17 protein-coding genes are annotated in these 16,544 nt (G+C 66.3%); 9 read left to right on the top strand and 8 right to left on the bottom strand.

Annotation, left to right across the window (positions count from 1 at the left end):
• Window positions 1–62: 62 nt before the first annotated feature.
• From ACDH77_RS17335 to ACDH77_RS17310, 6 genes are all read right to left on the bottom strand, one after another.
• A complete protein-coding gene (locus ACDH77_RS17335) occupies window positions 63–869 on the bottom strand; it encodes an SDR family oxidoreductase (protein ID WP_218507056.1) in 807 nt (268 codons plus the stop codon).
• A gap of 405 nt (window positions 870–1,274) precedes the next feature.
• Window positions 1,275–1,835 (bottom strand): DUF1415 domain-containing protein, encoded by a 561-nt coding sequence (locus ACDH77_RS17330; RefSeq protein ID WP_372353567.1) that lies wholly within the window; start codon window positions 1,833–1,835, stop codon window positions 1,275–1,277.
• 156 nt (window positions 1,836–1,991) lie between these two features.
• A complete protein-coding gene (locus tag ACDH77_RS17325; protein WP_008578016.1) occupies window positions 1,992–2,819 on the bottom strand; it encodes an alpha/beta hydrolase in 828 nt (275 codons plus the stop codon).
• Window positions 2,806–4,542: an ATP-binding protein gene (locus ACDH77_RS17320; RefSeq protein ID WP_338339175.1), complete on the bottom strand. Its 1,737-nt coding sequence runs from the start codon at window positions 4,540–4,542 to the stop codon at window positions 2,806–2,808. The genes ACDH77_RS17325 and ACDH77_RS17320 overlap by 14 nt, the downstream gene beginning before the upstream one ends.
• Window positions 4,535–4,996, bottom strand: coding sequence for a hypothetical protein (locus ACDH77_RS17315; RefSeq protein WP_031424982.1), 462 nt, complete (start codon window positions 4,994–4,996; stop codon window positions 4,535–4,537). Before ACDH77_RS17315 ends, ACDH77_RS17320 begins: the two co-directional genes overlap by 8 nt.
• Before the next feature lie 145 nt (window positions 4,997–5,141).
• Complete coding sequence (locus ACDH77_RS17310; protein ID WP_008578012.1) at window positions 5,142–5,627, bottom strand: YajQ family cyclic di-GMP-binding protein; 486 nt, start codon at window positions 5,625–5,627, stop codon at window positions 5,142–5,144.
• A 107-nt stretch (window positions 5,628–5,734) separates the two neighbouring features.
• On the opposite strand from ACDH77_RS17310, the gene ACDH77_RS17305 reads away from it, so the two are divergent.
• From ACDH77_RS17305 to ACDH77_RS17290, 4 genes are all read left to right on the top strand, one after another.
• Entirely contained in the window at window positions 5,735–6,631 is an 897-nt protein-coding gene (locus ACDH77_RS17305) for a DMT family transporter (protein ID WP_014091132.1), read from the top strand.
• Between the two features lie 218 nt (window positions 6,632–6,849).
• On the top strand, window positions 6,850–7,857 hold the full coding sequence (locus tag ACDH77_RS17300; RefSeq protein ID WP_008578010.1) for a methionine ABC transporter ATP-binding protein: 1,008 nt from the start codon (window positions 6,850–6,852) through the stop codon (window positions 7,855–7,857).
• Window positions 7,854–8,549, top strand: a complete 696-nt coding sequence (locus ACDH77_RS17295) for a methionine ABC transporter permease (RefSeq protein ID WP_003489185.1) — start codon at window positions 7,854–7,856, stop codon at window positions 8,547–8,549. The genes ACDH77_RS17300 and ACDH77_RS17295 overlap by 4 nt, the downstream gene beginning before the upstream one ends.
• A gap of 146 nt (window positions 8,550–8,695) precedes the next feature.
• Complete coding sequence (locus ACDH77_RS17290; protein ID WP_338338939.1) at window positions 8,696–9,508, top strand: MetQ/NlpA family ABC transporter substrate-binding protein; 813 nt, start codon at window positions 8,696–8,698, stop codon at window positions 9,506–9,508.
• A 34-nt stretch (window positions 9,509–9,542) separates the two neighbouring features.
• Here the strand turns inward: ACDH77_RS17290 and xopAK are convergent, their stop codons facing one another.
• Window positions 9,543–10,331, bottom strand: a complete 789-nt coding sequence (xopAK, locus tag ACDH77_RS17285; RefSeq protein ID WP_277612242.1) for a XopAK family type III secretion system effector — start codon at window positions 10,329–10,331, stop codon at window positions 9,543–9,545.
• Between the two features lie 466 nt (window positions 10,332–10,797).
• Here xopAK and ACDH77_RS17280 point away from each other — a divergent pair, with 466 nt between their 5' ends.
• Window positions 10,798–11,355, top strand: coding sequence for a hypothetical protein (locus ACDH77_RS17280; protein ID WP_031424979.1), 558 nt, complete (start codon window positions 10,798–10,800; stop codon window positions 11,353–11,355).
• 276 nt (window positions 11,356–11,631) lie between these two features.
• On the opposite strand, the gene ACDH77_RS17275 is transcribed toward ACDH77_RS17280, so the two are convergent.
• Window positions 11,632–12,318 (bottom strand): OmpW family protein, encoded by a 687-nt coding sequence (locus tag ACDH77_RS17275; RefSeq protein ID WP_372353566.1) that lies wholly within the window; start codon window positions 12,316–12,318, stop codon window positions 11,632–11,634.
• Between the two features lie 140 nt (window positions 12,319–12,458).
• Here ACDH77_RS17275 and ACDH77_RS17270 point away from each other — a divergent pair, with 140 nt between their 5' ends.
• From ACDH77_RS17270 to ACDH77_RS17255, 4 genes are all read left to right on the top strand, one after another.
• Window positions 12,459–13,019, top strand: coding sequence for a DNA-deoxyinosine glycosylase (locus ACDH77_RS17270; protein ID WP_031424977.1), 561 nt, complete (start codon window positions 12,459–12,461; stop codon window positions 13,017–13,019).
• Window positions 13,020–13,242: 223 nt separating this feature from the next.
• Window positions 13,243–14,007: a DUF2884 family protein gene (locus tag ACDH77_RS17265; RefSeq protein ID WP_008578003.1), complete on the top strand. Its 765-nt coding sequence runs from the start codon at window positions 13,243–13,245 to the stop codon at window positions 14,005–14,007.
• Between the two features lie 129 nt (window positions 14,008–14,136).
• Entirely contained in the window at window positions 14,137–15,900 is a 1,764-nt protein-coding gene (locus ACDH77_RS17260; RefSeq protein WP_031424976.1) for a dihydrolipoyllysine-residue acetyltransferase, read from the top strand.
• Entirely contained in the window at window positions 15,897–16,544 is a 648-nt protein-coding gene (locus tag ACDH77_RS17255) for a hypothetical protein (RefSeq protein ID WP_008572889.1), read from the top strand. Before ACDH77_RS17260 ends, ACDH77_RS17255 begins: the two co-directional genes overlap by 4 nt.

Raw genomic sequence — 16,544 nt, 5'->3', positions numbered from 1 at the left:
GGGCCAGTTCATGCGCCAACCCGGCTGTGATCACGCAGGCGCTGCCGACCGCCTCGCTGCGCTTACGCGTAGTGCATCTTGCGCGACATGCCACCGTCGACGATGAAATCCTGCCCGGTGACGAAACCGGACAGCTGCGGCGCAAGCAGATACACCGCCAGCTGCGCAATGTCTTCGGGCGTGCCCACGCGCCCGGCCGGGTGCTGTGCATGGTCGCGACGCGACAATTTCGGCGCCCGCCGGCGCTGCGGCGCGCGCCACGCGTCGGTGCTGATCCACCCCGGGCTGATGCTGTTGACGCGCACATGCGGTCCTTCGCTCAGCGCCAGCGCGTGGGTAAAGGCCACCAGGCCGCCCTTGGCTGCGGCGTACGCTTCGCTGTGCGGCTCCGATTGCCAGGCGCGGGTGGAGGCGATGTTGACGATCGCCCCACCGGCTGGCGCCTGCCTGAGCGCGGGCAGCGCCTGCCTGCTGCACAGGAAGGCGCCGTGCAGGCTGGACAGCCGGCTGTTCCAGGTGTCCCAGTCCAGTTGCGGCAGTGCTGCGATATGCGGATCGGGCACGCCGGCATTGTTGACCAGCCCATCGATGCGCCCGAAGCGCTTGAGCGCTGTGGCGACCAGGCGCGTGGCCTGCGCCTGGCGCGCGGCATCGCAGCGGACGAAAGCGCTACGGCGCGGCAGTGCCCACTCCTGCAGGCAGGCCTTGCCGGCATCGGCATCCAGATCGCCAATCACCACGCTGCCGCCCGCGCCCAGCACCGCCTGGGCAATGCCGCGGCCGATACCTTGCGCCCCACCGGTGACCACCACCACGCGGTCCTGTAGCGGCGACGGGTTCCATGCGGAAACTGCGGGGATCAAGGCCATGGCATGCGGCACGTGGGTGAGGGTGGCGGCACTGTAGCGCGCGGGCTGTCGTCGTCGCAGCAACGTGGAGCGCGGATGAGGATTGGGGCGCACGTGCCATGCGTGCGCTCGATGTCATCCACATTGAACCTGACGGATGCAGGCTGATCCGGGCAGCTGCCCGGATCGCGTGCGTTCCGCAATGTCCCGGTGCCGCCGGTGCTGCTGCGCTTGCACTCAATCACACGATTGCCCGGTACCACGCGTGTGCAGCGTGCCCGGCGGCATGCGGCGCTCGACCAGTTCGACGCCGAGCACGTGATCCGCATGCGGCTGAAGAACTTCCGCCCTGTTTTATGCCGACGACCTGCGGGCGCAGGTGGCGAAAATCGCACTCGCTGCAGTCCCGGACGGCAGGTGCAGCACTCAGTGCTCTGCACCGTTGAGCACGCGCTCCCAGCCATCGCTGCCCAGGCGTTCGAGCGTCTGGATATTGCGTTCCACAATCACATCCGGATCCGGGAACGCCGCCACCGCACGCTCCACGCTGTCTTCGCGCAACAGGTGCAAGGTGGGGAAGGGCGAGCGGTTGGTGAAATTGGCCACATCGTCCAGCGCCGCGCCTGCGAACTGGTACTCCGGATGGAAGCTGGCCACCTGCAACACGCCTTGCAGGTCCAGCGCTTCCACCGCCGCATCGGCGTTGTCGAGAAAGTCGTTGTAGTCCAGGAAGTCGGTGAGCACGTCCGGATGCACGATCAGCGTGGTGTCGATCTGTTCGGCCGGCGTATCGCGCAGCAGCACCAGTTCCTCGGCCAGTTGTTCCAGCAAGGCTTCGGGCGTGCTGGCATCGCTGAGCACCAGCCGCACCTGTTCCTTGACGTACACCGCCTTGGCGAACGGGCACAGGTTCAATCCGATCACCGCACGTTCGATCCATTTGCGGGTCTCGGCGATCGGATCGGAGGTTGCGGGCGTGGTGGTCATCGTGGCGGCAGCGGCCTGGCGCGCCAGTGTATGCGATCGCCATGCAGCGGACCGCGCGCGTGGTTGGAGGCAGCAGCGGGCGCTAGCGGGGCACCATCGCGACGCTGCGCGCGAGGCGGCAGGTTTCTTCCGCCTCGCGCGCAGACCAGCTTGCGCTCACGCATTTAGGCCGTGCGGCGCAGCACGGAGCTGCGCCTGCAAGAACGCGATGGACGCCTGCGCGACGGCGCCGGCCAGCGGGGTCTTGTGCGGCGACCCGATCGCATGCGCGCCGGTGTCGAAGGCCAGCGCCTGCCTGTGTGCCGGCGCAGTGCCCAGCGCTGCGAACATCTGCAGCATCGCCGGCACCGAGGCAACGCCGTCTTCGCGGCCGTCGGCAGCGCGGTAATAGCCTAGAAACACCGGGCAGCGCACCTGTGGCCACGGCGGGTCGGCGGCGATGAGCGCAAACAGGTCACGCAAGGCGCGAAATCCGTCCGGATGGATCGTTTCCGACCAGAACGCACGCGCGGCAGGCGTGCGCGTGCGCGGGTCGATCAACGGCGCCTGCGCGGCGCAGATCTGCTCGAGCAATGCCGGGTCGGCTGGCCGGATGCCGGGTGACCAGGCAACCACGCCGGCCACCGCGTCCGGGTACCGCGCGGCCAGCCACAAACCCAGTGTCGCGCCCATCGACGAGCCGACAATCGCAACCCGCTCGCCCATGCGTTGCGCCTGGGCCAGTGCCTCCAGCGCCGAGGCCTGCAACACCGCCGGTGTAAGCCCCTGCATTGCATCGGCGGCGGTGAGCCCGTGCCCGGGCCAGCGATGCACGTAACCGTTGGCGCCCAGCGCATCGGCCATCTGTTCGGGTAGCGCGCCTGCTTCGCCCGGGCTGGCGCTGAAGCCGTGCAGGTACAGCACCGCCAGCGGCGTGCCGGCGTGCGCGGCATGCTGCCAGTAGGCGCGTGCGGCGTTGCCCGGCTTGAGCTCAGGGGCGTGCATGGCTGGCGTGCCGGGCGAGCAGTGCCAGCAATTCGTGCGCATTGATCGGCTTGGGCAGATAGCCGGCCACGCCCGCCGCGCTGGCGTCGCGCATCGAATCGGTCCGCGTGTCGGCGGTCAGCACGATGATCGGCGGCAGCGCCGACATCGCATCGCGCGCCTCCCGCAGCGCATCCCAGCCGGACGTGCCCGGCATGTGCAGATCCAGGAACACCAGGTCCGGCGCTGCCTCGCGGATGCGCTGCACCGCGTCGGTGCCATCGACCTGGAAGCTCACCCGATGCCCGGCGCGGGTCAGCAGATTGCCGATCACCAGACGATTGGTATCCATGTCTTCAAAGACCAGGCAATGCAGGGAAGGCACGTTTTCTGCGTGCTGGGCCAGCGCATCGCGCAGCGCGAGCGTATGGCTGCCGGCCGCGGCGCCGGGCAGTTCGAAAATCCAGCGGAAGATGCTGCCACCGGCGGGGTTGTCGCTCACGGTCAGGCTGCCGCCCATCGCATCGGAAACCGACAGCGCGATGTAAAGCCCCAGGCCTACGCCGCCTTCGACGCGGCTGAAGCCGGTACTGAGCTGAGTGAACGGAGTGAAGATGTAGGCCTTCTGATCGTCCGGTACGCCGATACCGGTGTCGGTGACGGTCACCGCGATGCTCCAGCGCTCCTGCACCTGGGTCGCGTCGATCAGTAGATCCACCGTGCCGCCGGCCGGGGTGAACTTGATCGCATTGATCACCAGGTTGCTGATCACCTGTTCGATGCGGCCTTCGTCGCCCATCACGTGCGGTGCCTGCGGGCTATCGACACGCACATCGAGCGTGACGCCCTTGCTGGACGCTGCGGTGGCGCAGACCGCTTTCACCGTGGTGACCACGTCCAGCAGGTTCAACGGCTTGCGATGCAGCTGCAGGCGTCCGCCGTCGATGCTGGCCACATCCAGCACCTCGTTGACACGATGGCGCAGCGCGGTTGCATTGACGGTCACCGATTGCAGCAGCTCGCGTTGCTGTGCCGGCATTTGCTCGGTTTCGATCAATTGGGCGCAGTTGATCACCGCATTCAGCGGCGTGCGCAATTCGTGACTCATGGTGCTGATGAAACGGCTTTGCGCATCGCGCGAGGCCAGTGCCTGCAGTGCCACTTCCTGCATCGCAAGCACGATCCGCGCCACCAGCAACGGCAGCACGATGATCAGCGCCACGGCATAGACGAAATACGCCGGACGCGACAGCCAATAGCCTGACGGTGCGGTCAATAGCATCAGCACGAAGGTGCTGAGCAACACCGGAAATATCGCGCGTTGCCCGTAACGCGCCACCGCCGCGATGGTGATGAACGGCAAAAATGCATTCAACGACATCAACAGGATGAAGGCCAGGTAGGTCTGGATGCCGATGAACAGCAGGTTCATCGCAAAGCCCATCGCATCGAGCCATTCGCTGGGCGCAATGACACGGCGGCGTACCAGCAGCATCCACACCACCGACAGCACCCACAGGCCGACCGCGGTGGGAAAGACATGGTGCGCGTCGGCCACCAGCACCGGTTGCGGCCCGTACAGCCAGCCCAGGCACCACGCGGTGACGATGCTCTGCACGATCACGCGGCCCACGCAGGCGCGATATTCCAGGAACGACTCGAACAGCCGCACCAGTCTGTCGTTGCGCAACTGCCTGGCGGCCAGGATCAGGCCGGGCGCTGCGCGGTTGGGAGTGCTACGCATGAGGGTCCGCATCGTCGGAGGGAAGGGTACGCCGGTACTGCTTGACCAGCAGGCCAGCCGCGTTCGCCACCGCAGTGAAACGCTGCGCAAGCGTTTCGCCCAGCGCGCCATGGCTTGCGGCATCGCGCAACTGGTCGCAGGCCTTCAGCAGTTGCTGCGAGCCGGTCAGCGAGATGGTGTTTTTCAACGAATGGATCTGCTGCAGCGCCTGCGCCTGCGGCGTGCCGGCATCGCCGAGCGTGCAGGTGGCGATGGCATGTTCGATCTCCACCAGGAAGGCATCGGCAAACGCCGCTGCCGCCACCGGATCCAGGTCGGCCATGGTGTGCAGCGTCGAGCCGGTCTCGATGCGTGGTTGCGCATGGGCGGCGGCGTGCCGGGCATGTTCGCCCGCTGCGTTGGCCGGCCCGTGCATGCGCAGGCGTTGCAACAGGCTGGCGAACAGGTCGCGCATGCTCGCAGGCTAGGCCAGTGCGGCGAGGTGACGGGCGCCACCGCGCCGCGTGCCGCGCGCAGGCCGCAGGCGCCACTCCGGCTCACCCGGCCGCACGGCGCGCACGCGCAGCGCCGTCCCGATCGTTGCGGTCACCCCGCCGCACTCAATCGCGGAAGTTGTCGAACTGCAGCGGCAGTTCGAAGTCGGCCTTTTTGAGCAGCGCGATCGCGTCCTGCAGATCGTCGCGCTTCTTGCCGGTGACGCGCAGCTTGTCGCCATTGATCTGCGCTTCGACCTTGAGCTTGGCTTCCTTCAACTTGGCCACCAGCTGCTTGGCCTGCTTCTGCTCGATGCCTTGCTTGACGGTCACTTTCTGCCGCGCGCCGGCCAGGTTGGTTTCCACCTCGCCAAACTCCAGGCAGCGGATGTCGATGCCGCGCGCCAGCAACCGCGCGCGCAGGATGTCGGTCATCTGCTTGATCTGGAAATCGCTGGGCGCGGACTGGTTGATCACCTTGCCGTCTTCCAGCTCGAACTTGGCCTGGACTCCCTTGAAGTCGAAACGTGTGTCCAGCTCGCGGTTGGCCTGATCCACCGCATTGGTCAGTTCGTGCTTGTCTACTTCGGACACAACGTCGAAGGAAGGCATGCAAAGCTCCTGCAATTGAAAAACAGCCGCCATTCTAGGCCATCGTGCCGGCCCGGCCGTCATGTCGGCCTTGGCGGGCGTGCCAGTGCCGCGGCGATAATGCGTGCATGCCCACCACCCGCTCCCCGCTTCCCGCCATCGCCTGGATGGTGGCCGCCGTGGCCTGTTTCTCGCTGATGGACGCGGGAATGAAGCTGCTCTCGGCGCATTACCCGCCGCTGCAGGTCACCTTGTTGCGCGGCGCTGCCTCGTTGCCGTTCGTGCTGGTGTGGGTGTTCGCCACTGCCGGGCCGCGCGCGATCGTGCCGGTGCGCTGGGGCCTGCACCTGCTGCGCGGGGTGCTGGGCATGGTGATGATCGGCTGCTTCGTCTTCGGCATCAAACGCATGCCGTTGTCCACCGCCTACACGCTGTATTTCGTGGCGCCGCTGCTGGTGGCCGCGCTGTCGGTGCCGCTACTGGGCGAGCACGTCGGCCCGCGCCGCTGGACCGCGATCGGCATTGGCCTGGTCGGGGTGATCGTAGTGCTGCGCCCGGGCGTGGACGGGCTGATCTCGCTGCCCGGGCTGATGGTGCTGCTGGCCGCCATCGCCTATGCCGTCGCGGCGATCACCGTGAGCCTGCTGACCCGCACCGACACCCCGCAGGCCATGGTGGTGTGGTTTTTGCTGTTCATGGCCATCGGCGCCGGGTTGCTGGCCATCCCCGGCTGGGTGCCCCTTCAGGCCGGGCATGCCGGGCTGATTGCCGGCATGGGCCTGGCCGGTGCGCTGGGCCAGGTTGCGCTGACCCAGGCCTTCATGCGCGGCGAGGCCTCGATGATCGCCCCGCTGGAATACACCGGTCTGGTCTGGGTGATCGGCTGGGATTGGCTGCTGTGGCAGACCCTGCCCGACAGCTGGACCTGGACCGGCGCCGGCATCATCGTCGCCAGCGGGCTGTATTTGTTGCGCCGGGAGCGGATACGCCAGGCGGACAGGCCGTTGCCGCTTGAGAGGCCGTGAGGACGGGATTTGGGATTCGGGATTCGGGATTCGGGATTCGGGATTCGCAACAGCCGAAGCGCCGTGGCCTTTGCGAATCCCTGGCGGCCGTGATTCGGGATTCGCGATTCGGGATTGGCAACAGCGGGGCCGCCGTGGCCTTTGCCAATCCCCAATCCCCAATCCCCAATCCCCAATCCCGATGGTAGGCTTCACGACCCCCCAACCGGCCACGCGCGGTGATCCAGTTTCAGCGCCTGCACAAGTCCTATTCCGTCGACGGTCGCCAGATCGTGGCGCTGCATCCGCTCGATCTGCGGATCGGCCCGGGTGAGGTGTTCGGCATCATCGGCCATTCCGGCGCCGGCAAATCCACGCTGATCCGGCTGATCAACCGGCTGGAAGAGCCCAGCGGCGGTCGTCTGCTGATCGGCGACGAGGACGTGACCGCGCTGGACGGCCAGGGCCTGCGCGCCTTGCGCCGCCGCATCGGCATGATTTTCCAGCACTTCAACCTGCTGTCCTCGCGCACCGTGGCCGGCAATGTCGCCTTCCCGCTGGAACTGGCCGGCACGCCGCGTGCCGAGATCGATGCGCGCGTGGCCGAGCTGCTGGCCCGGGTCGGGCTGCAGGAGCACGCCAACAAGTATCCGGCGCAACTATCGGGCGGGCAGAAGCAGCGCGTGGGCATTGCGCGCGCGCTGGCCACCCGCCCGCAGATCCTGCTGTGCGACGAGGCCACCAGCGCGCTGGACCCGCAGACCACCGCCTCGGTGCTGCAGCTGCTGGCGCAGATCAATCGCGAGCTCGGCCTGACCATCGTGCTGATCACCCACGAGATGGATGTGATCCGCCGTGTCTGCGACCGCGTCGCGGTGCTGGACGCCGGCAAGCTGGTGGAAACCGGCCCGGTGACCGAGGTGTTCCTGCATCCCAAACACGCCACCACCCGGCGCTTCGTCTCCGAAGCCGAACATGTGGACGAAGCCGAGCTGCATCGCGATTTCGCCGCAGTCGGCGGACGCATCGTGCGGCTGACCTTCCTGGGCAACGGTACCTACGAACCGGTTCTGGGCCGCATCGCCCGCGAAACCGGGGTGGACTACAACATCCTGTCCGGGCGGGTGGATCGCATCAAGGACACGCCCTACGGCCAGCTCATCGTCGCCCTGACCGGCGGCGACCAGAACGCTGCACGCGCCGGTTTCGTCGCCGCCGGCGTGCAGGTGGAGGATCTGCGCGTATGACCCCGATCGTTGCTGCCGCCGGCGGTTTCTTCCGCAATCTCGATGCCGCCAAGTGGGGCGACATCGGCCAGGCCACCCTCGATACCTTGCTGATGCTGGCCGGTGCGTTGCCGCTGACATTGCTGATTGGCCTGCCGCTAGGCGTTGCGCTGTTCCTGTGTGGCGCGCCGCAGTTGCGCCGGCGCCCGGTGCTGTACGGCGCGCTCGCGGCGCTGATCAACCTGCTGCGCTCGGTGCCCTTCATCATTTTGATGATCGCGATGATCCCGCTCACGCTGATGCTGATGGGCACTTCGCTGGGCGTGCGCGGCGCGATCCTGCCGCTGGTGGTCGGCGCCGCGCCGTTTTACGCACGCCTGGTGGAAACCGCGCTGCGCGAAGTCGACCGCGGGATCATCGAAGCCAGCCAGGCAATGGGCGCCACTACCCGGCAACTGGTGCTGCGGGTGCTGTTGCCCGAAGCGCGCCCCGGCCTGATCGCCGGCGCCACAGTGACCACCATCGCGCTGATCGGCTTCACCGCGATGGGCGGTGCGATCGGTTCCGGCGGCCTGGGCGATGTGGCCTATCGCGAGGGCTACCTGCGCTCGCACTCGGACGTGGCACTGATCACCGTCATCGCCTTGCTGGTACTGGTGCAGGTGCTGCAGATGCTGGGCGACCGCCTGGTGGCGCATTACAGCCGGCGCTGAGCCGGTGCGCGGCTGTTGGGGCGCACGTGACCCAACAGCTGCATCGCCGCCCCGTTCGCACCGCGCGGTGCATCGCTGCCACACGCCGCGTCTGGTAGGTTGAGCGCCTGCGGCAGGTCCGCATTCCTCCTCCCACGGATCCCTACATGAGCACATTCGCGTTTCGTTCCCTCCTGGCGGCAGCCACGCTGGCATTGGCGTCCTGTGGTGGTGGTGGCGGTGGCGGTGGCGGCAGCGGCGGCGACACCCTGACCGTGGCCGCCACGGCCGTGCCGCATGCCGAAATCCTGGAAGTGGTCGAACCGCTGCTGGCCAAGCAGGGCGTCAAGCTCGATGTACGGGTGTTCAACGACTACGTGCAGCCCAACGACCAGGTCGTGCAGAAGCAGATCGACGTCAACTACTTCCAGACCGAGCCCTATCTGGATGCGTACAACCGCGACCGCAAGAGCCAGCTGGTCACCGTCGTCGGCGTGCATATCGAGCCCTTCGGTGCCTATTCGCGCCGCTTCAAGGCGCTGGCCGAGCTACCTACCGGCGCCGATGTGGTGATCCCTAACGACCCGAGCAACAACAGCCGCGCGCTGATCCTGCTCGACAAGGCCGGGGTGATCAAACTCAAGGACCCGAGCAACGCCCTGTCCAGCCAGCGCGACATCGTCGAAAACCCCAAGCAACTCAAATTTCGCGAACTCGATTCGGCCATGCTGCCGCGCGTCCTGGACCAGGTCGATCTGGCGCTGATCAACACCAATTACGCGCTCGACGCCGGGCTTAATCCCACCCGCGATGCGCTGGCGATCGAAAGCAAGGACTCGCCGTACGTCAACTTCCTGGTGGCGCGCGCCGACAACAAGGACGATGCGCGCGTGCAGAAACTGGCCAAAGCGCTGACCAGCCCGGAAGTGAAAGCCTTTATCGAGCAGAAGTACAAGGGCGCGGTGCTGCCGGCGTTTTGACTGCGGGCAGCGGCGCTTTTACACCCAGGCGTCTTCACCACGACTTGTAGTAATAGATGCCATCGGCCGTCATGACCAGGTTGATGGCATTCTCCTCGCCGTTGCGATCGCTCATGCTGGGGTGCAGCTTGGCGCCTACGATATTGAAGTCGTGCCCGAGCGCCAGCAGGTCTCTCTCGATTTCGAAGCTGCCCAGCTCGTCTTGGTTGGAGATCATGCCGCCTACCAGGAATATGTCGGGCTTACGCACGCCTTCTTCGCGCATATCGTCGCGGATTTCGGAAAGTGCATCTTGTGCATCCTGTATCCCCGAATAATGCAGCAGGCCCAGGATGTCGTGGCCGCGAGGATTCTTTCCTTTCGCACAAATGCAGACGCATGAAGACAAACCGTGCGTGCCGATCGAATCAAATCCATCTTGCGCAAGATTGATGACGACACATGCGTCCATATCCACATCCATTGTCCGGCTGGCTTGGATATCGCGTACAGACCGGACGGCGCGGATGTGGGGCGTGCAAAAGAGTGCGGCGTATTGTCGTTCCAGATCGTGAAATGGCTGGATCTGCTCCCGGGTAAAGCCGTCCGGGATGGCGAATGCGTCGCTGCCGCATGGGCGCGCACGGCTGCCGGCGCGTGCGCCATCGCCATCGCCCGCGGTGTCGGCAACACGCTTTCTGGGTCGTTGGCGCGGCAACCCCTGGCAGTCGGGGTGGGGCGCAGGCCATTGCGCAATCCCGTCGGCTGGATCGGCCGACGGCGGCGGCTCCGCGGTGTAAGCGGTGCTGGTGGATGTGTCGGGTCTGATGGAAGCCGGCTTCATGGAGTCAGGACCGCCCGCGATACACGTCTGGATCCTCGCATCGCCCCTGCATGAGGGCACGCCCGCTGCCGAACCAATGGGGCTGGAAAACGAAGTGTTCTGCTTGGACGAAAACGGATGCGCGAAGCCTGCTTCTTCGAACATCGCATCTTGATCGCCTGGCGGCGCGCCGGTACCGGGATCAACAGCCCAACGATCCAGTTGCAGCTCGCCAGGCGGGTGTCCCGTTCTTGCCAAAGGGCGCCCAGATCGCAGCTCTGCGGCAACATTGCCGACGATGTCTCCGTGGTCGCTGCCGATCTTCGGCAGGACGCGCTCGATCCTTCCCAATGCGTATCACGTTGGCGCGTTCGCCCCGAGCCGAGCGCGTTCGCCGTGCTGCAGATGGGCGCAATTGGCACCGAACACGCGCTGCTGCACGTATACGTAGTAGCGTCATCGGCCATCTTTCTACGGCAGTCTCCCGATGCCTTTGCTGCTTGCCATTCCGCTGGCTGTGATCATTGCCCTGGCAGTGTTCGTGGTGGTGTTCCCGTTGTCGCTGCTGCAGCGCTTCCGCATGGGTACTGCACGTCGTCAGGCGCGTGGATGGCTGCTGATGATCAACCTGGTGTCGGCGGGCATCTCCAGCGTGCTGTTTGTGATCTTCAGCTTGATCGCGGCGGCGTTCTGGCCCGGCGCGATCAGCCACGCCGCATTCGGCTGGGCCTGCGGGTTGGCGCTGGGCGCGTTGGCGTTGCGCCTGACACGCTTCGAACGCACCACGCAAGGCCTGTTTTACCGGCCCAATCTGTGGCTGGTGCTGGGCTTGACTGCGTTGGTCGTGGTCCGGGTGATCGCCGGGATGGTGCAGGGCTGGCGTAGCGCCTGGCAGGGGGTGGCCTGGCCAACCGACGGGTGGCTCAGTCATGCCAGCCTGCTCGGCGCTGCCGGCGTCTTGCTCGGTTATGCGCTCGCCTATGCCACCTTGCTGTGGTGGCGCTGGCGCAGCGCACGTTTGCGCGGCAGCGTTTATTGGCGGTGAGGGCGTTTGAAAGCGCGCGCCAGGCGATTGTGTTCGACGCATGCACGGGGGTGTCGACGCATGCAGGTGCACGGAGTTGCAGACGCATTGGAAGCGATGAAGCAGAGTCGGAGGCAAATAGTCACGCCACTATTCGCATTCGTACCGGAGAGCTGACACGGCACCTCAGGCCTCGGTCGTAACGGCCCGCACCCCACATCTCACGCCACACACAAAAAAAACGGGCCTTTCGGCCCGTTTTTTCTTCAACCAACGCCCTGGTGGGCAGCGGTCTGCTTAGAAGCGCGCACCGATGCCGAAGCCAACGGTCCACGGATCCAGTTCCAGCTCGCTGCCGGTACCCTGGCCACCCACGCGCAGTTCCGGACGCGAACGCATGTAGCGGGCGTCGGCACGTGCGAACCAGGTGGAATTGATGTTCATGTCCACACCAACGGTGCCGATGACGCCCTTGGCGGTGCTCAGGCCCACGTGGTCGCCGGTGGTCGACGCCGCGTCGATCTTTTCGTTGCTGAAGTTCGACTCGTAGTAGCCCACGCCCACGAACGGACGGAACACGTTGTCCGCTTCGCCGAAGTGATACTGACCGCTGATGGCGATCGGCTGCTGCTCGACGGTACCGACCTTGCCCACGCCATCGGCGTTGACGCGGTGGTTGAACTTGTCGGCGGCGCCCCACAGTTCAACGGCCCAGTTGTCGTTGATGTAGTAGCTGGCGCTCAGCGTCGGTGCCGGGCCGCCATCGACGTCCAGGCCCGGCGCCGGGTTGTTCTTGGGGTTCAGCAGCGCCACGCCACCGACCACGGCCCAATGCTTGCCAGAAGCGGTATCGCTGCTGGTGGACATCGTGCTGGAAGAAGTCGAGGAGGTGTCGCCGGTATAGGTGGTGTCCTGCGCGAACGCGGACGGTGCAATCGCAAGTGCAGATACAGCAGCCAGGCTCAGGATGGAAATGGAACGCATGAGGGTCTCCTCGTCTTGTTGTTGGGCCCGTGGAGTGGGCCGCGCCAAAACTATTCCTAAAAATCTGAATCCACGCCCACCTGCGGCCCGCTAAAATTTCGTTTGTTCAGGAATTCCCCCAAGAAGGCCGTCGTTACGTCATGCAGTCTGAAAAAGACATTCACGCAGATGCGATTGCCGTGACGAAAAAACACCTCAGCCAAGGCTTGCCAGCGCACGTTCGCAGCGATTGCAGGGTGTTGCTGCTTGGTTCGATGCCCGGTGTCGCGTCACTGGAAGCCGCGCGTTACTACGCGCATCCACGCAATCGTTTCTGGCCGCTGATGCATGCCCTATTGGGCATTGATGCGGCCGCAAGCTATGCATTGCGCTTGCAAGCATTGCTCGACCATCGCGTGGGCCTGTGGGACGTCATCGGCCAATGCGAGCGGCGCGGCAGTCTGGATACGTCCATTGTGGCGGCGAGCATCGTGGTCAATCCGCTGCCCGCGTTGCTGGCCACGCTGCCGCAGCTGCGCATGGTGGCCTGCAATGGCGCTGCGGCAGCACAGGCCTGGCGCCGGCATGTACAGCCGCAGCTATCGGCGCAGCTTTGCGCGCTGCCAGTCGTCGCGTTGCCATCCACCAGCCCGGCCAACGCGGCCTGGTCGCTGCCGCGGCTGGCCGCAGCCTGGCAGCCGCTGTGCGATGCGCTGCGCTAGCCGGGGTGAGACGCCGCGAGGTCGATATGGAATGCCAGCGTCGCAGTGACCGCGCCGCCGTCGCGGTGCCCCCGCATTGATCGTTGACGCACGCTGCCCGCCTGCGTCGACACCTGCGCTGCGCGCGTGGCCGCCATTGGCCAGAAGTCATGCCAGCCTCCGGCACAGGTCTGCGTGCCAGAGGCGCAGGCATGCTGCAGCCTGTCCGCAACGGAGTGGCGAGATGGCGATCAAACACGCAATCACGATGGCAGCAGCTGCGCTGTTCGGGCTGTTGAGCGGCGCAGGGGTGGCCGCTGCCAAGGACCAGGACCTGCACTGCGAGGTCAGCAGCGATTACGACCTCACGCTCAACGCCCGCAGCCTGATCCTGATCCGCGAATCCGGCACGCCGCAGCGGCTGGTGATGCGCCAGGGCGCCCTGTTCGTCGACGACCGCTGGGTGGCATTGAGCGAAGACGATCGCGCCCGCCTGGTCCAGTTCGAGCGCCAGACCCGCGAGGTGGTGCCGCTGGCGCAGGCAGTCGGGCGCGAAGCGGCCGATATCGCAGTCACTGCATTGGGCGAGGTGGCCGCCGGCTTCAGTCGCAGCCCCGACGCCACGCGCGCGCAGTTGGCAAACGTGCGCGAGAAGATCGATGTGCGCTTGAAGCAGAGCTTCGGCAAGAGCCAGCTGACCCCGATCGATATCGACGACGACATCGGCGCGCTGGTGGCCGAGCTGCTGCCGCAGCTGATCGGCGATGTGGTGGCCGGCGCGGTGCAGTCCGCGATCACCGGGAATGACGTGCAGCTGCGTTCGCTCGATGGCATGGAGGCGCGCATCGAGCGCCTGGTCGAGCCGCAGGCGCGTGCATTGCGGCCACGCGCGCACCAGTTGTGCCAGCGCCTGGAAGCGCTCGATGCGCTGGACAATGCGCTGGCGTATCGTTTGCCGTCGGGCGAGCCACTGCAACTGTTGCGGGTCGATCGGCGCGCGGCGAAATGATCGGCGTACGCACGCATGCGGACGCTGCATCCCGCCGGGCGCGCGATTTTTTGCACGGCAATGGTTGGCGCTGCGGCCCGCAGCCGGCCACAATAGGGGTTTCCCCATTCTGTTGCCGGAGTTCCCCGTATGGCCGAAATCAAGGAAGCACTTGTCCCCGATATCGGTGACTACAGCGACGTCCCGGTAATCGAGGTGCTGGTGTCCGTCGGCGATACGGTCAGCAAGGACCAGAGCCTGGTCACGCTGGAATCTGACAAGGCCACCATGGAAGTGCCTTCGTCGGTGGCGGGCGTGGTCAAGGAACTCAAGGTCAAGGTCGGCGATTCGCTCTCGCAGGGCGCGCTGGTGGCGTTGATCGAAGTGGCCGATGCCGGCGCCGAGACCGCCAAGCCCGCCGCCGCCGCACCGGCCAAGGCGGCGCCCGCCGCCGCCCCGGCACCGGCCGCCAAGGCCGAATCTGCTGCGCCTGCGGCCTCCTCGGAAGGCGGCCTGATCGAAGCGCGCGTGCCCGATATCGGCGACTACACCGACATCCCGGTGATCGAGGTGCTGGTGGCCGTGGGCGATACCGTCGCCAAGGACCAGAGCCTGGTCACGCTGGAATCGGACAAGGCCACGATGGAAGTCCCCTCCTCGGCCGCCGGCGTGGTCAAGGAACTCAAGGTCAAGGTCGGCGACACGCTCTCGCAGGGCAATGTGGTGGCGATCATTGCGGCCAGCGATGGCGGCACCGGTGCGGCGCAGTCGCCGGCCAAGCCCACCACCGACACCGCCGAAACCGCGGGCAAGGTCGAGCCGGTTGCCGTCCCGGCCGAGCCGGACAAGCTGGCCCAGCGCGAGATCGCGCAGGTGCAGGGCGCGCGTTCCGGCGCCGGCACGCAGGCAGCGCAAGGCGGCCAGCCGTCCGCGGGCAACCCGAGCAGCCCGCCGGTGACCTTCGATGCCGACAGCGTGCTGCCGTCCAAGGTGCCGTACGCCAGCCCGGTGGTGCGCGTGTTCGCACGCGAATTGGGCGTGGACCTGAACCAGCTCAAGGGCAGCGAAAAGGGCGGCCGCATCACCCGTGAAGACGTGCAGCGGTATGTGAAGGCTGCACTCAGCGGTGGCGCACCGGCCGCAGCCGGCGCTGCGCCGGCCGGTGGCGGCAACGGCCTGAACCTGCTGGCCTGGCCCAAGGTGGACTTCAGCAAGTTCGGCGAGACCGAAACCCAGCCGCTGTCGCGCATCAAGAAGATTTCCGGTGCCAACCTGGCGCGCAACTGGGCCATGATTCCGCACGTCACCCAGTTCGAGTCGGCCGACATCACCGACCTGGAAGCCCTGCGCGTGGCGCTCAACAAGGAAAACGAGAAGGCCGGCATCAAGCTGACCATGCTCGCGTTCCTGGTCAAGGCCAGCGCCGCGGCGCTGAAGAAGTTCCCCGAGTTCAACGCCTCGCTGGACGCGGCCGGCGAGAACCTCACCCTGAAGAAGTACTTCCACATCGGGTTTGCGGCCGATACGCCCAACGGCCTGGTGGTGCCGGTGATCCGCGATGTCGACAAGAAGGGCGTGCTGCAGATCGCGCAGGAAAGCGGCGAGCTGGCCAAGAAGGCGCGCGACGGCAAGCTGGGCCCGGCCGACATGAGCGGCGGCTGCTTCTCGATCAGCTCGCTCGGCGGTATCGGCGGCACCGCGTTCACCCCGATCATCAATGCGCCGGAAGTGGCGATCCTGGGCGTATCCAAGTCGGCGATGCAGCCGGTGTGGAACGGTAAGGAGTTCGCGCCGAAGCTGATGCTGCCGTTGTCGCTGAGCTATGACCACCGCGTCATCGACGGCGCCCTGGCAGCCCGTTTCACCACCTACCTCAGCCAGGTGCTGGCCGACATGCGTCGCGTCCTGCTGTGAGGGCCGCGCTGCTGACCATCGCCGCGCTCGGCGTGCTGCCGTGGGCAAACGCGGCCGCACGCGAATGCGAGAGCACGCTCGGCCGCGGCTGGCCGCCGGCCGTGGGCAACTACGGCACTGCCGTGACCACGTTGCTGGATGGCGGCACCAAGCCGGCCTTGTCGTTGCTGACGCTGCCCACACGTGGGGTAGAGAGCGCGGTGTCGCTGGTGCCGGGCAAGGAAGGCGCCGACTGGACCCTGCGGCATAGCCGCGCCGACGAGCGCGTCTACAGCTGGGTCAGCCAGACCGACCGCGGCAGCGTGCAGTTCCGCACCGAGCAGACCCCGGAAACGGTCGAGGTCCCGATCCCGGCGCCGTTGGCCAAGCGCCTGGTCAGCAACTGGACCAACACGCTGACCCAGCTCGCACCGAACGGACGCACCGCGCCGGTGAGCGAGGGCGAAGTGCTCTCGTTCCAGGTCGATGGCGTGCGCTACAGCGGCGCGCGCCCCAGCTGCGGTGCCGGCGAGTTGCTGCTGAAACAGGCCGCGCTGCTGATCGAAGCCAGCGAAGGCAAGGAAAAGAAGCGCGACAAGCGCTGGACCCAAATCGAATCGTCGCTGGATGAACTCCAGCAGACGCTTGCCGGCACGGCCGGTTGA

It is taken from the genome of Xanthomonas axonopodis pv. maculifoliigardeniae, assembly GCF_041519315.1.
In the GTDB taxonomy this organism is placed as follows: domain Bacteria; phylum Pseudomonadota; class Gammaproteobacteria; order Xanthomonadales; family Xanthomonadaceae; genus Xanthomonas; species Xanthomonas euvesicatoria.
The sequence above is the reverse complement of the archived record's forward strand: the minus strand, read 5'-3'. Positions and strand labels throughout refer to the sequence as shown.